General features: G+C 63.3%; 3 protein-coding genes. 1 reads left to right on the top strand and 2 read right to left on the bottom strand.

The features are described from left to right. On the bottom strand, positions 1-17,526 hold the full coding sequence (locus FIU81_RS02440) for a DUF11 domain-containing protein (protein ID WP_172971378.1): 17,526 nt from the start codon (positions 17,524-17,526) through the stop codon (positions 1-3). 847 nt (positions 17,527-18,373) lie between these two features. After that, positions 18,374-18,685 carry an ETC complex I subunit gene (locus FIU81_RS02435; RefSeq protein ID WP_124110820.1) on the bottom strand — a complete coding sequence of 104 codons (312 nt, stop codon included), beginning with the start codon at positions 18,683-18,685 and terminating at the stop codon, positions 18,374-18,376. Positions 18,686-18,966: 281 nt separating this feature from the next. On the opposite strand from FIU81_RS02435, the gene uvrB reads away from it, so the two are divergent. Continuing rightward, positions 18,967-21,171: an excinuclease ABC subunit UvrB gene (uvrB, locus tag FIU81_RS02430; protein WP_124110821.1), complete on the top strand. Its 2,205-nt coding sequence runs from the start codon at positions 18,967-18,969 to the stop codon at positions 21,169-21,171. The last annotated feature ends 245 nt before the right edge of the window (positions 21,172-21,416 follow it).

Here is a 21,416-nt window from a genome sequence, read left to right as displayed (position 1 = left end):
TCAGCGTCCTCTCGTCACGGTTTTTTCGATATCGAGCGTGTAGTTACCACGCCCGCGCCACTTGGACCGGATCAGCGCCTCGACCTCGGCCAGTCTGGCACGGGCCAGCGGCGGGGCTTCGGCATCCGCCCGCTGATAGGTCAGGCGCAGTACGCTGGGCGTGTCTGCAATCTGCGCGATCAGACCGTCGACGGCCTGTCTCAGCCCCGCCAGCGGCGCGGCCTGTCCCGGCTGGAAGGCCTGCGCCGTCAGGTCGATGTCCACGACCCGGCCCAGCGCAGCCCCGAAGTTCAGGCGCGCCATCTTGCCCGGCGTCAGGCGCACCACGCGCGGGTTTTCGGTGGTCACGCGGTACCCGGTGGGCAAGGTGCGGTCATCCAGTTTCAGCATGAAGTTGGAGCCGATATCACGGGGCAAGGTCGCACACGGCACAGAGTATCGACCGGCGCTATCGGTGGTGATCAGCGTGCCGTCGGGCGCGACGAGGCGCACACCCGGAATACCCGGCTCGGTCACGTCCGGACGCTCGACGGGACGGGACAGCCTACCCTTGCCTTCCGCTATGTAGTCGTCGTGGTAGATCGGTTCGGCAATGGTGCCCGGACCATCCTGATAGCCGTTGCGGTTCTTGTCGTCGAAGACCTTCCCGATCACGTCCGAGCAGGCAAAGACTGCGTCCGGATCGACCCGGACATCCGCCGTCGCGACGTTCGACAGCCGGCGGCCCGTCGCGTTCGAGATGAAGGTCTCGTTGGTGAACGTGCCATAGCCGCCTTGCGCCGAGATGCGGGCCGCAAGCGTCACCGTGATTGTCTGGCTCGGCGCCAGATCGACCGTCCAGTTCAGCACCCGGCCGTTGACCGCGGGCTCTTGCGCGACGCCGTTCACCACGCCCGATCCGGGCGTGTACAGGAACCCGGCGGGCAACACGTCGGTGATGATGGCGCCGGTATAGGTGTTCAGCGTGTCGTTGCGGAAGGTCAGCGTGTAGTTGACCGTCTCGCCCAGGCGCGCCGTTTCGCGGTCCACGACCTTGGTAGCCACAACGTCGGCCACCGCGCCACAGGACTGGACCGGGATGTTGTTGTTCAGGATGAACGGGTCGCCCGCCTCTACCGTGAACGCTGTGTAGAACGGATTCGCCGGAGCCGTGAAATCGGCCAGCACGCCGGTGTTGCCCTGCTCGTTCGAGCCCAAAGATGCGGGATTGGCCGGCAGAAGTGTCGTTGCATCCAGCGTTCCAAGACTGGTGCGAACCGCAGAGGCCGGACCCGCGGGCGGGTAGGTTAGCACCAGCTGGTAGGTTCCCGGTTGAGTCGTGAAGAACTGGTGATTGCCCAGCGATCCGTCCGCCACCACCGTGATCGGCCCGCTTGTGCCAACGCCTGTCTGGGTGAAGCCGTTGCCCGTGACCGCGATCTGACCGCCGGTCAAGAGACGGCCATCATCCTCGCAGTAGAAATAGCCGGTCGGGTCATAGTCCTGATCGTCGGGGATACCGTCGCCATCTCGGTCGCCGTTGCCTTCCAGGTCGTCCGGCACACCGTCGCCATCCGCGTCGGGCCGGTTCACGCCTGTTGCGTCTTCCTCTGTCCCAACCAGCTCTTGCGCGTTCACCGATACCGCGTTGCTGAGCGCGCCCGAGCCCGGCACGTAGGTGTAGGTGGCAACTATGGTGATCGTCGCCGTCTCTCCCGGTGCCAAGGTGGATCCGGGTGCCAGAAGCTGAGTGTCGCTGGCGCCGTCGAAGCCGGGATTTGCGCCGGTGCCGAAGCCCGAGACCGTCACGACCGGCGGATACTCGGCGGCCAGGAGGGTGCCTGGTGCAGCGAAGGCGGCCAGATCATCGGTGACGGACAGTTCGGTTTGGGTGACATTCCCTGTATTCTCGACCGTTATGGTGAACGGCGTCTGCTGCACCGTTGGGAAGAGCGACACGGTCTGACCCGCCGTCTTGACGACCGCCAGAGAAGGCAGTGCCACCACGGGCGTCACGGTCGGGTCGCTTGGATTCGTCCCGTCATCATCCGAAAGGTCACTAAGTGTCGCCCCACCCGGTGTCGTCGCCGTCGCGGTGGCCACGTTTATGTACCCACCCGAATCCACGACATCCTGCGTCAGGGTCGCTGTGACAGAGTAGATCGCCGTCTCGCCCGGCTGCAGGGTGCCCTGACCAGAGCCTGCATCGGCGGACACGAAGACCGGCGTCGGCGCGGGTTGGGCCACGCCGTCCAGATCGGTCAACGTATCGGCCAGTACGACGCTTGTGAGCGTCACGTTGCCGGTGTTCTGCACCGAAACCTGCCACACAACATCCTCGCCGGCGGCCGCACCGACCGTGGTGGCGGTCTTTATGACTTCCAACGCAGGGGCGGTGCCGATGGTCAGGACCGTCGGGTCTCCGGTCGTGTCGCCGTCGAGCGGATCGTCGTCAGCCGACAAGTCAGAGACGGTCCCGCCGTCGGCGCCCAGGTTCGGGGCCTGCACGACAGCACTGTTCTGCACGCCACCCGCGTCGATATCGGCTTGGGTCAGGACGTAGCTGACCTGCCACACGGCACTGTCGCCCGGCGACAACAAATCAGGCACCGAGACGGGGGTGACCGTAGGCACAAGGTTCGTGCCGTCGAGGCGGCTCATCGAGTCGTCGATGGTCGCGGAGCCCAAATCGGTGTTGCCGGTATTCTCGGCAGTTACTGTGAAGACCACGGTTTCGCCCACCGCGACGGCAGGCGTCGTGATTGCCTTGACCACGGTCAGCGCGGGCGCGTTCGGAATCGCGGCGATCGTCGGATCGCTTGTGGCATTCCCGTCGCCATCGTCGCCGTCGTCGGACACGTCCTGCACGGTGCCACCGCCCGGTGTCTGGCCGGTGGCGGTCACGGAGTTGATCAGACCGCCCGCGTTCACATCGGCCTGCGTCAGCGTGCGCTGGCCTTCGTAGATCCAGACCTCTGCGACATCCAGCACACCATCGCCATTATCGCCGGAGACAAAGGTCAGACCGGCATCCAGGGCGATCGTATCGCCGTCCAGGTTCTGCATCTGATCGACCGGGATGATATTGGTCAGAGACACGTTGCCGGTGTTCTCGACAAAGATCTGGTAGGTCGTCACCTGCCCCGCCGCTGCGCCAATGGAGGTGGCAATTTTGGTGACCTCAAGCGCGGGTGCCTGTGTCGGACCCGGGGTCACGAGCGTATCGTCCGCGCCGACCGCGACGCCACCGGGTGTGGTTGCGGTCGCGCTGGCGGTGTTCGTGATCTCTCCCGCGTCGACAAGATCCTGCGTGACCGTCAGCGCGAACGTGCAGCTTTGATCGGTCTGACCGGGCGCAAGCGCGGGGATGGCGCAACCGAAGCCTGCCGGTGCCAGCGGATCGGTGACCGACAGGTTCGACAGGGTGACGTTGCCGTCATTCGTCAGCGACAGGATGTAGGTCAGCGATGTGCCAACCGCGCCGAAAGGCGACGGGGTTGCGATCTTTTCCAACACCAGAACCGGCGCGGGCGCAGGCATATCCACCGTCACCGACGCGGTGCCGGTCACGGCGTCCCCATTCGGCGCGAATGCCGCGACACCGGCGGTGTTCACCACGGTTCCCGCATCCACGTCCGCCTGCGTGACCGTGTAGGTTCCGCTGCAATTCAGCGTCGCTTCCGGCAACAGCTGCGGCGCGCTGCACGAGAACGCGGACAGCAGATCGTCGGTCACAAGAACGCCGCTCAGGGTCTGGTTGCCAGTGTTCGTGGCCGACAGCGTGTAAGTCAGCACCTGACCCACCTGCGTGACCGGCAGCGGAGTCACCGACTTCTCCAGCGCAATCGAGGGTGCGGCGACGGCGGGCACCACCGCGTCTGCCACATTCGACACGATAGAGGTATCGTCGGCCCCGAATTCGGTTTCAGCGAAGGCAGAGTTCACGACCGTGCCCGCGTCCAGATCCGCCTGGGTCACGATGTCGGTCGCGGTGCAGGTCACGCTCTCACCCGGTTGGAAGTCCGGGTCCGCGGTGGTGGGAGTGAAACAGATCACGTCTCCCAGGCGGTCATCGAAGACCGTGACGGGCCGCACGAAAGCACGGGTTCCGGCGTTGGTGACAGTGAAGCTGTAGTCGATGGTATCGCCGACAGCTGCGTAGCTCGCGCCAGTCGCGGGGGTTTTGGTCAGATCCAGCAGCGGCACGCCGCCCTCGGGGATCGTTTCGGTGACCGGCGGAGCATCCACGTCGCCGCTGGTCGCGCTGACCACATTGGTCACGGAGCCCAGGTCCACGTCGGTCGCCGTGACCGTATAAAGGCCCGTGCAGGCAAAGGTCGCACCGGGGGCGATACCGTCTGCGGGGAATGCATCGCATGTCAGGTCGGCGGCGGGGATCAGGTTATCGTCCAGCACCGGTTCGTCCGTCAGCGTCACGTTGCCGGTGTTGGTCAGCACGTAGTCGTAGGTGATCGACGCCCTAACGACGAAGTCCTGCGCCGCCACGGTCTGCGCGGTCTTCTGAATCTCCAGCGACGGCATCTGATCGGCCAACACGGTGGCGGTTCCCGGCTGGTCGGCAACGACATCGCCAGCTGTCGCGGTCGCGATGTTGTCGATCTGGCCCGCGTCGATATCCGCCTGGGTGACCGCGACGCTGCCGGTGCAGGTCGTGGCTGCACCCGGCGCAAGCCCGTCAGGCAAGACCGGACACGTAACGGCGCCGCCCTGTGCCGCGATCAGCGGATCGACGATGTTCACCTGGTCCGTCACGGTGACATTCCCGGTGTTCGTAACGATGAAATCGTAGGGAATGATCTGATCCACCGCGGTGAACGTGCCGGGCGCGGTGGCCCCCGGCTGCTTGACCAGCGTCAATGCCGGGGTGGCCGGGATGACCAGCTCTGTCGGGTCATCGACGGCATTGCCGTCGGTGTCGTCGCCGTCATCGGTCACGTCCGTCAGGGGGCCGCCAATGGGCGGCGTGCCCGTCACGGTCGCAGTGTTGGATACGCCGCCCGCGTCAAGATCGGCCTGCGTCAGAACATAGGTCGCGCGGTAGGACGCCGTTTCGCCCGGCAGCAAACTACCCGCACCAGAGCCCTGGTCCGCCCCCAAAAACGTGGGACCAGAGGCCAGCGCCAGCAACGTGCCATCGGCGCGCGTCAGCGTGTCGGACGCGACAGCAACGCCCGTCAGCGTGACGTTTCCATCGTTCGTGGCGGCAATCATGAATTGCAGGGTCTCACCCACGGTCCCAGCGGCGGGGGTCAACAGCTTCTCACCCACGATCGAGGGCACTGACGGCAGGATCACCGGCGTCGGCGTTGCGTCGCCATCGGTCGGATCGCCATCGTCGCTGGTATCGCTGACAGGAACGCCATCGGGATCAAGCGCCGTTGCCGTCGCCGAATTCAGCAATCCGCCTGCATCTATGGCGGCCTGGTCCAGAATGTATGTCAGCCGGTAAGTCCACAGCTCGCCTACAGAGAACACACTGTCCGCGCCTGCGTCGCCGCCCACGAAAATCGGGGACTGATTCAAAGGAACAATGGTGCCGTCGGCAAGGCGCAGTGTGTCGGTGACCGAAGGCGCGCCAAGCGTCTGGTTGCCGCTATTCTCGACCGTGATGGTGAAGACGACCGGCTCTCCGGCGGTGACCGGATCGGACAGGGCCGACGTGTCGGCGGTCTTCAGCACGGTCAGGGCCGGTGTCGGGGCGGCGGGCTGGACGCTTTCGTCGTCCGTAGCGGTGACGGGCGCGCCGGTGCCGTCCGTGGCCGATAGGATCACGGTGTTGGTCAACGGCGCTTCGGCGTCGATATCGGCCTGCGTCACCGTATAGGTCGAGGTGAACAGCACCGCATCACCGGGAGCCAGCACGTCCCAAGTGCCATCCACAACGGCATCCGTGCTGTCACCCGCGGGCGCGGTGTCGGTCTCCAAGAACTCTTGGCCCACGTCCAGCGTTTGTGTCCCCGACGCGCTGGTGTGTCGGTCATCAAGGGTGATGGCATTGATGCGCAGGTTGCCGGTATTGGTGACGATGTAACTGTAGGTGATGGTCTGGCCCGCGACCACATCCTGCGTGGCGTCGGCGGTCTTGGCGACCGTGACACCCTGCGTCTGGGTGGCCGTGACCGTCTCTGTCGCCGTCTCGGGCCCCGGCGTGGCGGGCAAGAGCACCTCGTCCGACTGGGCCCGCGCGATATTGGTCACGCCGCCGGCTTCGATGTCATCCTGAGTGATCGTATAATCTGCCGTGCAGGTCAGGGTCTGGCTTGGGGGAAGGCCAGCCGCCGGGATCGGCGCACAGTCGACGTTTGCGATCTTGTCGTCGATTACACTTGGCTGGTCGGTCAGCGTGACGTTGCCGCTATTGGTCAGCACGTAGGTATAACGCACTACCGTGCCGGCGCTGGCGACGGTCTGGGTCTGCGCCGTTTTCGTCATGGACAGCGCGGGCTGACGCAGCGGGCCCGGCACGAAGACGTCATCCTCGGCCGTGACCGGTTCAGAACCGGGCACGCGCGGCTGCGCCGTCGCGCTGGCGTCGTTGGTGAAGCCGCCGGTCACCGGAGACGTGCCATTGCGCGCGTCGATATCGGCCTGGGTCACGGTGTAAGAGAACAGACAGCTTGCATCCTGCGCGGCAGGCGCAAGGGTCGCGATCTGGCAAGCCGCCGGGCTCACGGGCAGCGCGTCGGTGATGCTGATCGCGTCCAGCGTCACGTTGCCCGCGTTCTGTGCGGTGACGCGGAACTGCACCAAATCGCCCACGGCGGTGAAGGCCGGGGCGCCGGGTGCGGGCGCCGGCACGATGTCTTTCTGGATGACCAGAAGCGGCGCGGGATCGACCAAGTCGGCGGTGGCCGAGGCGGGATCGATCGCAACCGGCGTGCCTGCGGGATCGGCCCCGCTTGCAGTGGCCGTGTTCACAAGCTCTTGGCTGTCCAGATCGGCCTGGGTCAGCGTGTAGCTTCCCTCGCAGATCAGCGCCTGCCCCGGACCCGCAGCAGGACCGACAGCGGGCGCTAGTGAGACATTTGCGGGTGCGGGCTGGCCGCCCACGGTGCATGACAGGCTGGGCAGCAGCGGGTCCGAAATCGTGACGCCGCCGATGGTCTGATTGCCGGTGTTCGTAGCTGTGATGCGGTAAGTAATCGCATCGCCCACGGCTGCGCCACCGGCGGGCTGGGCGACGATCTCTTTCGCCAGGGTCAGCGCGGGGGTCGCGTTGCCGGCCACCGTTTCCGTGGCGGCAGGAGAGAACACGTTGATCGGATTCGGGCTGGCGGGCGCGAACAGAGTGTTCGCCACGGCCTCGTTCACAATTTCCCCGGCATCCAGATCGTCCTGCGTAACGCTGTAGGTGCCCTCGCAGGTGACGCTTTGGTTCACCAGGAAGTTGCCGGACGCCGCACCGTCGCGGCACAGGACGGGCCCACTTAGCATCGGGTCATTGACGACCACATCCTCTGTGAATGCCGCTCCGCCGGTGTTGATCACGGTGAACACGTAGGTCAGTGTGTCGCCCACCTTCGCGAAGGTCGCATCCGCCGGCGACACCGCCTTTTGCAAGGTCAGCGCCGGTGCAGCGTCGACCGGGAAGATCGCGTTGTCCTGGGGCGAGGTCACATTTCCGCCCTGAGGATCCAGCCCGCTGACAGAGGCGACATTGGTCACCGAATCCAGCGATATGTCGTTCTCCTGGATCGTGTATTGCGCGGAACACACCACCACGTCGTCAGGGTCCAGCGGTGTCAGCGGGGCGTTGCAGGTGATGCCAGTCACCAACGAGTCGGCGATCGCGACATCGGTGATGGTCAGGTTTCCGGTGTTCTCAACCGTGAAGCTGTAGTGCAAAACCTCTCCGTCCTGGAAAATAGCCGGGATCGGGACGACCAGCTCTTTCACGATGGAAAGGGACGGGGATTGAATCACGTCGACGGTGACGGTGGCATCGACCGCCGTCGGAACGGGCGCTCCGTCGAACGCGGCTGCGCCGGACGCTACGTTGGTTACCTCACCTGCGTTCAGATCCAGCTGGGTCACGGTGTAGTCGAAGCTGCACGTGGCCGTCCCATTCGGTGCCAGCGGACCGGCGCCACAGGACAGGCCGGTGCCGATCTTGTCGTCATCGACGGTAAGGGGTCCATCGAGCGTGACATTGCCGCTGTTGGTCAATGTGTAGTCATAGGTCAGGATATCGCCGACGGAATCCACGTTCGGGGGCGCGGTGTCAGCCAGCACCTTGGCGATAGTCAGCGCGGGGGACTGCGTGGCCATCGCGGTCACGGTGTCGGTATCGTCGGATGCAGACACAACCGTCGGATCGCCCGGAGCCACTGGCACGACAGGCTGATCCACGCTGCCGGTTGCCTGGTTGTCGATCTGGCCCGCGTCTAGGTCGGCCTGCGTCACCTTGTAGGATCCGGTGCAGATCAGCGTATCATTTACCGCCAGCGGCGATGCGTCGCAAACCACGGGCCCGCTGCCCTGGCCCGCAATCAGCGGATCGTCGATCTGGATCGGCGCCGTGATCGTGACGTTGCCGGTGTTCGTGACGGTGAACGTATAGGGAATCACCTGGTCCACGGCCTGAAACGGCACCGGAGCCGTCGCACCCAGGGCCTTGTCCACGGTGATCGCAGGCGCGCCCGCCACGAAGACTTCGGCCGGTACCGGCGCATCATTCGTCACGCTGCCCCCGCCCGGCAGATCGCCGGTGACGGACACCGTATTGGAGACACCGCCTGCGTCGATATCGGCTTGTGTCAGTGCGTAGCTGGCGGAGTAAGTCCACGTTTCGGTCGGGTCGAGTTCGCTGTCTCCATCCGCGTCGCCACTGTCGAACGTGGGCGCCAGCGCCAGAGCAGCGCCGTCTCGGCGGGTGAACGTGTCGTCCAGCGTGATCGTCGCCAAGGAGACATTGCCGTCGTTCTGGACGGTGATCGTGAAGGTAATGATATCCCCTGCGACAGCAGGGCTGGACACTCCCGTAGTGTCGACCGTCTTGGCGACAGACAGCGCTTCTACGGCGGGCAGCGGAAGGGTAGTCGTGGGGTTGCCGTTCTCGTCTTCTGACGCGTCGGTGACTGGATTGCCTTGCGGATCGGTGGCGGTAACCTCTGCGCTGTTGGTCAGATTGCCCGCGTCCACATCGTCTTGCGTCAGCGTATAGGTCGCGGTGAACACTGCCGTGCCGCCGACTGGCACGTCGATGGAGCCGGTGCCATTCAGATCCGCGCCGCCGGACGCGTAGACGGGCGTCACCCCCCCGGTGCCAGAGAACGCCGTATCAGAGATCGTCAGGTCTAAGATGGAAACATTGCCGGTATTTTCGACCGTGAAAGTGTAGGTGACCGTATCGCCGGCATCGGCGGTTCCGTCGCCGCCGTCGTTCAAGGCGGCGGTCTTCACGAGGTCCAGAACCGGGGCCTGCGGGATCGACGTTTGCGTCGGATCGTTATCGGCGGCGGTATCGCCCGACAGGTCAGACACCGGGTCACCAGCGGGATCGGTCGCAGCAGCCGTCGCCTGATTCGCTATGCCGCCCGCGTCGATATCCGCCTGCGTCAGAGGATACGTGGCTTGGAAAGTCAGGACCGCGCCCGGAACGGCGTCGATCGCGCCATCCCCATTCTCGTCGCTGCCACCCGCAACATAGCCCGGCAAAGGTATCGGGCCTGTGCCGCCGAAGTTGGTTTCGGTGACGCCGACGCCGAACAGCGTGGTGTTTCCGTCGTTGGCGACGGTGAATGTGTAGGTGATCTGATCCCCCACGGTGGCCACACCATCTGCACCCAGCGACAGGCTGGACGCCTTCGTCACGGTCAGGGAAGGGTCCAACCCGATAGGCGTGACGGTTGGGGTGTCGTTGTCGGCCGCCGTTCCGGACAGATCCTCGACCGGATCGCCATCCGGATCGGATGCCGCGGCGGTCGCCTGGTTGGTCACGCCGCCCGCGTCGATATCGCCCTGCACCAGAGTGTAGGTCGCCACGAAGGTCATAGAGTCGCCCACTGCAAGATCGAGCGCGGGGCCCTGGCCAAGCGTCTCTCCTCCGGTGGAAACTGTTGCTGTGGGTACGGTGCCCAAGCCCGCGAACCCGGTTTCGGTGACGGCCACGTCGAACAGCGTGACATTGCCGTCATTCGACACGGTGTAGGTATACGCGATGGTATCGCCCACATCCGCGCGCCCGTCGCCGCCGTCGTCCAGCGTTGCGGCTTTCACGACCGACAACGCGGGTTCCTGCCCAAGCGGCACAATGACCGAAGCCGGCAAGTCATCCTCTATTGCGGTGCCCTGCGGATCGTTGGCGGTGACGCTGGCGTCGTTGGACAGGCCGCCTGCATCGATGGCACCTTGTTCCAGCGCATAGGTGACGGTGAAGACGAATGTCTCACCCACGTCGAGCACGCCGTTCCCGTCGGTGTCACCGCGATCAAGCACCGGCGCTTGCGTCAGGTTCAAAGACGCCCCGGACGCGTCGCTGAGCGTATCCGTTGGTGCCACGCCCGACAGGCTCTGATTCCCGGTATTCTCGACCTCGATTTCGAAGATGACGAACTCGCCGGGCGCGGGTGGCGTGCCCAATGCGCCCGTCAGGGCCGTCTTGCGGATATCTAGTGACGGCGCCTTGGCGACTGGATCGACGGTCAGAGTATCGGTGTTCGTCGGTGGCGTCGTGCCAGCGGGGCTGTCCGCCGTAACAGTCGCGGTATTGGACAGGGTGATCTGCGCATCAATATCCGCCTGCGTGACAAGATAGCTGGCGGTGAAGGATACCACATCGCCCGCGCCCAGACGGCTCCAGACACCGGGGCCTGCAGTATCCGTGGCGGTTCCGGGCTCTCCTGCATCGGTGACAAGCTGGTCCCCTCCGACTGTCAAAGGCGTCTGACCGGCGGCGCTGGTCTGGATGTCAGCCACGGTCACGTCGGTCAGCGTCACGTTGCCCGTATTCGTGACGGTATAGGTGTAGGTCACCGTCTCGCCCGCTGCGGCCACGACGCGATCGGCGGTTTTGACGATGGTCACAGCAGGCGCGCGGGTGACGGGAATGGTCAGGGTATCGGTCGCGTCATCAGGCACTTCGGCAGAGGTCAGGGTGGCGATGTTCGTCACCTCGCCCGCGTCCACGTCGGCTTGGGTCACGGTGTATGTTGCAGTGCAGCTGTAAAAGCCTTGGGGCTCCAGCCCGGCGGAAGGGAAACCGATGCAAGAGAACGTGCCGATCTTGTCGTCCGACACCTCGGGTGTCTGGGACAGCGTGACGTTTCCAATATTGGCAACCTGATAGCTGTATTCAACCACTTCTCCGGGCGTCAGGATGGCCGTGCGGTCGGCGCTTTTGACAAGGCTCAGGGCCGGTTCGCGCAGCGGGCCCTGGGCAAAGACGTCGTCGCTGACCGAAATCTGGGTCGCATCGGGATCGGCGAAGGTGGCAGCGGCGGTCGCGGTGTTGATGAATCCGCCGTAGAGCATCCCGTCGACGGTGAACTGCCGGTCGATATCTTCCTGCGTGACGGTGTAGACGACGGCGCAGCTGCTGTCCGTCGCGCCGGGCGCTATCGGGCCGACGGTGCAGCCCGCGGGAATCACGGGCAGGTCATCGGTGATCACGGCCTGATCCAGCGTGACGTTGCCGGTGTTGGTGACCGCAATGACGAAGCTGACCTCTTGATCCATCGCCGAAAACGCGTTGTCGCCCAGCACCGGGCTGGTGATCGACTTTTCGACCGTCAGCGATGGCGCGGCAGGCTCCAGCGTCACGCTGTCCTGCGCGGCCACTTGCGGCACGGCATCGCCCTGTGGGTCCGATGCGGTGGCAGTGGCAGCATTGTCGACCACGCCGCGATCCACATCGGCCTGCGTCACGGTATAGCTGCCTGTGCAGACAAGCGCTTCTGTCGGGGCCAGCACGGCGTTTGCCGATGCCGTATTCGCACCGATGGTGCAGATCAGCGCGCCCACAAGCGGATCTTCGATGGCTGCGCCCGACAGCGTCTGGTTGCCGGTATTGGTCAGCGTCAGGGTGTAGTCGATTACATCGCCCAAACCGATCGGCGAGGCGGTCGAGCTGCTGGTCTTGTCCAGCGTGAAGGCAGGCGAATCCGCGCCTTCGGCGGTCACATCATCGGGGCCGGACAGCACGATAGAGCTGTCGCCCAAAACGGTGTAGGTCGTCTCTACCGTGGCGACGTTCACCACCTGATCCGCGTCCAGATCGGCTTGCGTGACGGTATAGTCGTATTCGCAGAACCCGCTATCGCCCGAGGCCAGAACCGGCGCGCCGGCCGCCCGGCAAACCTGCTGTCCGATGCGGTCGTCGTTGACCAGAATCGGCTCACTTAAGCCAACGTTGCCCGTGTTTTCATAGGTGAAGCGATAAGTGATCACATCGCCCACGGCAGAGAACCCGTCCCCGGCGACAAGCGACTTGACCAGATCCAGCGCCGGTGTCGCATCGATGGGATAGATCGCTTCGTCTTCCGGGGCGCGGACGGCTTCACCGTCGAAAGACCCGGTGGCAGAGGCTACATTCACGACGACGTTGAGATCGAAATCGGACTGCTTGACGGTGTAGGTCGCCGAGCAAGTAAAGCTGCCACCGGGATCCAGCGTCACAGGCGGTGTGCCGCAATCGACAGCGGTGACCGCGTCGGTGACGGTGAAGGGCCCGTCTATCGTGACGTTGCCGATGTTGGTGACGACCATCTGATAGGTCAGCTCATCGCCCGGATTGAAGCTGTTGCCGTTGCTGTTCGACACGAAGGTCTTATCGATGGCCAGCATCGGCGACTGGACGGCCGTCAACGTCGCGGTATCGCTGTTCGAGAGGACTGACGCGCCGTCGAACTGGGTTTCCGCGATGGCGGTGTTGGTCACCGAGCCGTCGTCAAGCGCCGCCTGATCGGTTGTGTAGGTCTGCTCACAGGTCACGCTGGCACCGGGCGCCACACCCGCCGCACCGCAGGTCAGCGTGCCGGGGATCTTGTCATCCGTCAGGGTGATCGGCGCAGTCGTGGTGACGTTGCCGCTGTTGGTGACCACATATTCGAACACACGGGCCTGCCCCGTTTCCGCGTACGACGAAGATTGGCCAGCCTTCAGCCGCTTGACAAGCGTCAGAGCGGGCAACTGGTCGGCCTGAACCGTGGCCGAGGCGGCGGGGGTGGAAAAGCTCTGCTCGCTGGGCGCGTTGGGACTGGATGGCACGACCGACTGGGTTATCGACGCGGTGGCGCTGTTGTCGATTTTACCCGCGTCCAGATCTGCCTGCGTGACACTATAGGTGCCGGTGCAGGTCACGCTTGCCGTGGGCGCAAGAGATCCGCCGGGACAGGTGGCGTTGGGCACCAGCGGATCGGTGATCTCGATCGGCGCAGACAGCGTAATGTTCGAGCTGTTGGTCACCTCGAACGCATAGGTCACGATTTGACCCACGGCGCTGAAGTCATTTCCGTCGGGGCTGGATTTCGCCAGCGTCAGCGACACGGTCTGGTCCGGGCCGCGCACGATCAATGTGTCCTCATCCGACACGTTCGTGCCGGCAAAGGCACTTTCGCCCGTGACCCCGGCGCTGTTCAGAACCTGACCAGAGTCCACGTCGTCCTGCGTCGTCGCGCGGGAGTCCTGTAGCGGCGACCCGTCGGCACAGGTGGTCGCCACATCGCCCGGCTCCAGGTCCAGCAGGGGGCAGGTAAAGGACAACGACGGGTCGGACAGCACAAGGTCCGTCAGCGTCACGTTGCCCGTGTTCTCGACTTGGAAGCTATAGGTTATCGTGTCGGTAGGTGCGCCGAACTGAGCCGTATCGGCGGTTTTCTGAATGTCGACCGCCGGGAAGCGGGCCGGTCCCTGCACGATGGCCGTCGACTGCAATGCAGTCGGAGGCGTTACACCAGCGGGCGGTGTCGCGGATGCGTCGGCGGTATTGGTGATCTGGCCACGATCCACGTCGGCCTGTTCGGTGACGTAGCTGGCCGCGCAAGTCGTGCTGTCCGCCGCACTAGGCACCAACGATGGGATCGTGCAGCTCAGGGCCGGGGTGAAGAAGGTGTCGGTAATCGTCACGTCAGTGAGGGTAACGTTCCCGGTGTTGCGAACCGTGAAAGTGAAATCCACAGTCTCGGACGCAGCGTTGAATGTAGCAGCGGCGGTTTTGTCGAAGGTGAACGCAGCCGTTCGCGCCGGTCCCGGCAGCGTGATGCTGTCGGTGACGGTCGGAGCCTGCGGAGATGTGAGAGTCGCGGTGTTATCCACCGCGCCCGCGTCGATATCTGCTTGCGTCACTGTATAGGCGAACGTGCAACTGCTGTCGGACGCGCCTGGTGCAAGCTGATTGATGTCACACGAGAATGCCGGATCCAGCGCATCGGTCAGCGTGATCTCTGGAATGGTCAGCGTGCCTTCATTGGTGGCCGACAGAGTGTAGGTGATGACATCGCCGGCCGCCTCATAGCCCGTGACATCGGCCGTCTTGTCGAGCGCGGCAACGAATGTCCCAACGCCACCGGCGCGCGTCACCTGATGCGTGTCGGTTTGGGTCTGCGGGTTGCCCTGTGCCGGAATCGCCGTGGCTGTCGCGGTATTGTCGACCACGCCCGCGTCGAAATCGGCTTGCGTCACAATGTAGGTGCCGCTGCAGGTCCGGGTGCCAGATGGCGCGATGTCGGTGAAGCTGCAAGACAGGCCCGCCAGAAGCGGGTCGGACACGTCGATCGCCGTCAGCGTCACGTTGCCGGTGTTCTCTAGGTCGAAGCTATAGGTGACGGCCTCTCCCACCGCCGAGAAGGTAACGGGCCCGGATTTGTCCAGCGTGAAGGCGGCATTCGGTGTCGTCGGGATACTGGCGGTCGCGGTGTTCGAAGTGACCGTCACCGGCTGGCCGTTCTGGTTGAGCGTCACTTCCGCCACCGCAGTGTTATCGATGCTGCCCAAGTCGAACTCGGCCTGCGTGACGCCGCTGCGGGTTCCCGTACAATCGAAGCTGTCGCCGGGGTCAAGTGTCGGCGGCTGATTACACACGGCGGCGGAATCGAGAAGCGCATCGTCGATGGTTACAGACTGGGTATCGACGATCTGCGTGTCGCCGATATTCGTTACGGTAAACGTGTAGGTGATCGTGTCGGACAGCGTGTCGACCGTGGCAAGGTCGGCGGTTTTCGCCAGCGATATGTCTGGGCTTCCGGCGGGTGCGACAGATGCGCTGACCTGATCAGACACAACGTTTCCCGCTGTCGCGATGGCAGTGTTGAACACGACACCGGCCTGCACGTCCTGCGCCGTCAGCACGTAGTCGCCTGTACAGCTCAGAGTGGCGCCAATGGCGAGGGGTAGCGGCCCGCACGTGATTGTGCCGATCTTGTCATCCTCGACCGTGAGGGTTGTGGCGCCGGTCAGGTCGGTCGTCAGATCTACGTTCCCGGTGTTCACAACTTCGAAATCGTAGGTGATCGTGTTGCCGACGGCGAAATCACTTGGCGTCGTGGCGGGGGCGGTCTTTGTAACCGCGAGTTCGGGGGACTGGACGGCGGGCACGGTAACGGTGTCAGAGGCGGTGACGATATCGGCCAAATCGGCGGCGGACACGGTGGTGTCGGCCACATTCGTCACGCCGCCAGCGTTCAGGTCGGCTTGCGTCGTCAAATAAGTCGCGGTGCAGGTGGCCGATGCACCCGGCGCCAGCGGCCCGGCGGGACAGGTGATGTCGGCATCCGGGATCCTGTCGTCATCTACGCCAATGGCGGCGACAGAGACGCTGCCAGTATTCGTGACGACGTACTCATAGTCCAGCGCAACCCCGACGGCGGCGAAATCGGTCGCACCGTCGGACGCAAGCCGCTTGTCGAAGCTAGCGGACAGGATGCGCTGGGGCGTCACGGTCGCGGTGTCCGCTCCGGTGGCGGTCTGCCCATCGACCGTGATCGTGGCCGTCGCCGTGTTGTCGAAGGCACCGGCATCGAAAACCTCCTGCGGCACCGCATAGGTGCCCGTGCAGTCCACGGAAGTGCCGGGGACCACCGATCCACCGGGGCAGGTCAGAGGCAGAAGCGGATCTGTGACTTCCGGGGCCTGCGGCCACGTGACGGTGCCGGTATTCGCAACCGTGACTGTGTACAGAACCTCGTCCAGTGCCGCGCTGACGGTGTCCGGCGTCACCGACTTCACGACATCCAGCGCGATGACCGGCGCACTGCCCGGCAAGGACAGCGCATCGCCGTCCGACGGATCGGCCCCGCGCGCCGCGGCGCCTGTCGCGGTCGCAATGTTGTCCAGCGTCGTGCCGTTGGCCGAGAATGCGTCCACGTCCGATTGCTGCACTGTGTAGCTACCCGCACAGGTCGTTGTATCCCGCTCCCCCGGTGCCAGGGACGGAATGGTGCAGGCGAACCCTGTCAGAAGATCATCGATCACCTGCACGTTGGTCAGCGTCACATTGCCGGTGTTCTCAACCTCGAAGCTGTAGGGCACGGTTGTCCCGGCGACGCCGAATTCCGCCAGGCTCGAAAGCTTCGTCAGCGCAATGGCGGGCGCGGCGACGGGTGCATCGACGGTAACAGTATCGGTCAACACGCCAAGGGTGCCGAAATCCGGTACGCCATTGGCCTGGGCGACGTTGGTGACGAAGCCCCGGTCCACATCTTCCTGCGTGGTTATGTAGCTCGCGGTGCAGGTCGCGAAATCAGGGGTGCCACCGGGATTCGTGTCTTGGATGACAGTCTTGTCGCATGTAACGGTCGCAATCTTGTCGTCTTGCACGCTGAGCTGCCGGATCGGGACCGAGCCGATGTTGGTGACAATGTACTCGTAGGTGATCGTCTCTCCCGGCGCGGTGAAGTCCGTGGCCGGGGTGCTCTTCTCCAGCTCGTATCCCGGGGCGACAGTTTGAATGTCCCCGTTCGCCAGGTTGTTGCCGCGCCGGAAATCCCAATAGTTGTCGTTTGGGTCGGCATCGAAAACCTGAGTGATCGTTTGGCCGGTCGCCAGGATGTTGTCCAACAGCGCCTGATTAGTCGATGAAAACCAACCCGTGTTGAAGGTATTGTTGCCGAAGCCGTTGGCGAAGCCGAAGCTTTGCGTCCCGGCGTTGTTGGTGATCTCGGTCGTGCGATCTGACCAATTGCCGACGTTGAAGCCATTGATCCGCAACGAGATGTCATTCTCGTCGAAGCCACCCGTCTGGGTGTCGCCGTCATAGGCGGAAAAGCGGATATACATCTCGGCGATGCCGCCACCGAAATATTCGGAGCAGTCCGAAAATCCGCAATCTAGCCCGATAGGATCGTTGATTGTAAACGGGTTGCCGCGAAACCTGGCCGGATCGCCGTTGTACTGGAAACCACGGAACGCGCCGGCGGGGTTGGAGAACTGGTAGTAGGCATTGCCATTGTCGCCGATCAGGACGATCGCAACGCCGCCGGCCTCAGGGTAGCCATCAGGCAGGGTCAAACCAGTATTCGGAACGGTGGTCGTAAAGGGCGTCGCAACCGCAGGAGATGCAAAAACCAGCAATGCAACGCCGATTTTCGCCATGCGCGCCATGAGTCTCTGCAAGCTTGCCACAGGCGCCGCCCCCCCTCAGGTCATATTCAACCAGGGGTTTACAAGCGCGAGCCAAGCAAGTCTTCGCTATGGGCAAATTTATCGACGCGTGTGGCTTTCTGGGCAGCCCCAGCCCTTTGATATACCCGCCCCCGCGCTTCTGCAGCGAGTGTCCGGTTCTCAGCCACCGCAGCACACAACCTGCGTCTGCAGCGAAAGTCGCCTTACCGCCCGAACTGTCGATCTTTCGACACATGCAGATTTCTGTACGATAGATCCCGAACTCGCACAGGGATATGAATTTTGGCCGGGCTCTGCGAACCGTCACAATGCGCTGCAGTCTCAAATTCGGCGATCCCTGCACCGGTTAGGGCGCGCATGTTTCACCTTCCGTTCTTGGGCTTTCAACCGATCAGCGACTCAATTGGGATCCGCTTTCGATACCAGACACGAATCTCCGGCAGTCTCCAACAGTTGGAGGAAAGTTCTGATGTGAGCAGTTGGGGCTGCTTTGCCATAAAATAGCTGACACAACATATGCCACTCGAAATCAACCTTGATCTAGATATAGACTTCGGTGCGAACTCGACTGCAAACGGTCGCAACCGAGTCGGATTTACAACGTGGCTAAAGACGGCTCGAGCGTACGACACGAGATAGATGAGTATGCGCTAGACAACCCACAGGACAAATCTGATCGCCGCAGATCGCATCCCGGAATCCATCTCCCGGAAGCGAGGCAAGATGTAGTAAATACTGAGCCTTTCCTACGCAAAATCTGCGATCCGCGAGATCTTTGCTCCGATTACGCGGGAACTTAAACCCATTTCACAAATAATCAGTGTGTCCAGACACCACGTCTATTGGTGGCGAAATTGTCGCCGTAGCCGCCGGGGCGCAGGTTCGCGCCGCGCTTTTTGGGCTGCGTCACAACCGCGTCGATGCCGTTGGCCTCTGCATAATTCATCGCTTCTTCCTTGGTCTGGAAGTGCAGGCGCACCTGGCTTTGCGTGTCCGCGGAAGAGGTCCAGCCCATCAGCGGGTCGATCCGCCGGGGCTCATCCGCAGTATACTCAAGCACCCATTCGGTCGTTTTCGCCATGCCCGAGGACATCGCGGTTTTGGCGGGCTGAAAGATACGGGCTGTCATGACAAGCTCCTGCGTCGCGGATCGACGTTATTATCCGGGATGAAAGACGTCAGAGCAAGGGGGTGGGGCGAGCCTTAGGTCATTGGGGTAACCTGGGGGTGTGGCTCGCCCCGGATCGAGAGTGCCTGCTGGCTTCCCGATATGACCGCAACCCAAGGGGGAATGCAAGGGATATTTCGCGCTATGGTTGTGCTTACCATCTAAAGCCGAAGCCAGAACGCCCTGCGCCTTGAACATCCTGCCCGCACACGCATCTTTCCAGTGAACCCCCGGAGAGTCAGATGCACAACAATCGCCCCGATCAGATGCCCGTTCTGACGCACGCGCCCTCGGACGACGTGCGCGATCGCGAGAAGCTGGAGGGTGGTAAGCGGTTTCGGATGGAGACGCAGTTCAACGCGGCGGGCGACCAGCCGACGGCGATCGTCGAACTTTCCGACGGTGTGCGGAACGGTGAGCGGGATCAAGTGCTTTTGGGTGCCACGGGCACTGGCAAAACCTTCACAATGGCCAAGGTGATCGAGGAAACGCAGCGCCCCGCCATCATTCTGGCACCCAACAAGACTCTGGCGGCGCAGCTATACGGCGAGTTCAAGGGCTTCTTCCCCGACAACGCCGTGGAATACTTCGTCAGCTACTACGACTATTATCAGCCCGAGGCCTACGTCGCGCGGTCGGACACCTACATCGAGAAGGAATCCCAGATCAACGAGCAGATCGACCGGATGCGCCACTCGGCGACACGCGCGTTGCTGGAAAGGGATGACGTGATCATCGTGGCCTCTGTGTCTTGCATCTACGGCATCGGCTCTGTCGAGACCTATGGCGCGATGACCGTCGACCTGCATGCGGGCAAGGAGTACGATCAGCGCAAAGTGATGGCCGACCTTGTGGCCCAGCAATACAAGCGCAACGACCAGGCGTTCCAGCGGGGCAGCTTCCGCGTGCGCGGCGACGTGCTGGAAGTGTGGCCCGCCCACCTTGAAGATCGCGCCTGGCGGTTGTCGTTCTTCGGCGAGGAGCTTGAGGCGATCCTGGAGTTCGATCCGCTGACCGGCGAAAAGGTCGGCACCTTCGACCGCATCCGCATCTACGCCAACAGCCACTACGTTACGCCGCGCCCGACGATGAAACAGGCCGTCATCAAGATCAAGGAAGAGCTGCGGATGCGCCTCGACCAGTTGGTGAACGAGGGAAAGCTGCTGGAGGCGCAGCGGCTGGAGCAGCGCACCAATTTCGACATCGAGATGCTGGAGGCCACGGGCGTCTGCAACGGGATCGAGAACTACTCGCGCTATCTCACGGGCCGCGCGCCGGGCGAGCCACCCCCTACCCTGTTCGAGTTCATCCCAGACAATGCCATTGTTTTCGCGGACGAATCCCACGTCTCGGTTCCGCAGATCGGCGGCATGTACAAGGGCGACTACCGGCGCAAGTTCACGCTGGCCGAGCACGGATTCCGCCTGCCGTCCTGCATGGACAACCGCCCCCTGAAGTTCGAGGAATGGGACGCCATGCGCCCGCAGTCCGTTTTCGTCTCGGCCACCCCCGCCGCGTGGGAGCTGGAGCAATCGGGCGGCGTCTTCACCGAACAGGTCATCCGTCCCACCGGCCTTCTGGACCCGATGGTCGAGATCCGCCCGGTGGAAATGCAGGTGGACGATCTGCTGGACGAGATCCGCAAGGTCGCCGCCAAAGATATGCGCACACTGGCCACGGTTCTGACCAAGCGCATGGCCGAGGATCTGACCGAATACCTGCACGAACAGGGCATCCGCGTGCGCTACATGCACTCTGACATCGACACGATCGAACGGATCGAGATCCTGCGTGACCTGCGCTTGGGCGCCTTCGACGTGCTGGTCGGCATCAACCTGCTGCGAGAGGGCTTGGACATCCCCGAATGCGGCCTTGTCGCGATTTTGGATGCGGATAAGGAAGGCTTCCTGCGGTCCGAAACCTCGCTGATCCAGACCATCGGCCGCGCCGCGCGGAACGCCGAAGGGCGCGTGATCATGTATGCCGACCGCATTACCGGCTCGATGGAGCGCGCCATGCGAGAGACGGACCGCCGCCGTGAAAAGCAGATCGCCTATAACGAGGAACACGGCATCACGCCGGAGACGGTGAAGAAGAACGTCGATGACATTCTGGCGGGTCTCTATCAGGGCGACGTCGACATGAACCGCGTGACCGCGAAGATCGACCCGAAGAGTGCGGGTTCGAACATGCAGGCCGTCATGCAGGGATTGCGCGACGACATGCGCAAGGCCGCCGAGAACCTGGAGTTCGAGGAAGCCGCCCGCCTGCGCGACGAGTTGAAGCGGCTGGAAGCGGTGGACCTTGCAGTGTCCGACGACCCCTTGGCGCGGCAGTCTGCAGTGGAAGCGGCGAGTGAGGCCGCAACGCGCGCCTCGGGGCGGTCGACGGCAGGACGTGGTGGGCAGCGCGGGGGCAATGTGAAGCGGCGGAAGAAGGGGAACTGAGGTTGGGCTGGAAGCAAAACGAGCACAGCCGTAAGGCTATTGATCGTGCTGGGCTAATCTTGGCGGAAGGATTGAGAGGCAAAAAAAGGCTACCTCATCGCTATCAGTACTTACAAGCATACACCATCATGGATCACTGGCGTTCTAGCCATGCTTTCCCTCTTAATACGATCCAAGTTTCTCTTCGTCGTCGCGTTCGGGACGTAAATCCAAACGGTGAAGTTTACCAAAGGCTCAAACGCGCT

The organism is Palleronia sp. THAF1 (assembly GCF_009363795.1).
Lineage (GTDB): Bacteria > Pseudomonadota > Alphaproteobacteria > Rhodobacterales > Rhodobacteraceae > Palleronia.
The sequence above is the reverse complement of the archived record's forward strand: the minus strand, read 5'-3'. Positions and strand labels throughout refer to the sequence as shown.

Bases quoted from the DNA above. Each gene is read 5' to 3' on its own strand.
- FIU81_RS02440 (WP_172971378.1), bottom strand. From the start codon at position 17,526: ATGGCGAAAATCGGCGTTGCATTGCTGGTTTTTGCATCTCCTGCGGTT.
- FIU81_RS02435 (WP_124110820.1), bottom strand. From the start codon at position 18,685: ATGACAGCCCGTATCTTTCAGCCCGCCAAAACCGCGATGTCCTCGGGC.
- uvrB (WP_124110821.1), top strand. From the start codon at position 18,967: ATGCACAACAATCGCCCCGATCAGATGCCCGTTCTGACGCACGCGCCC.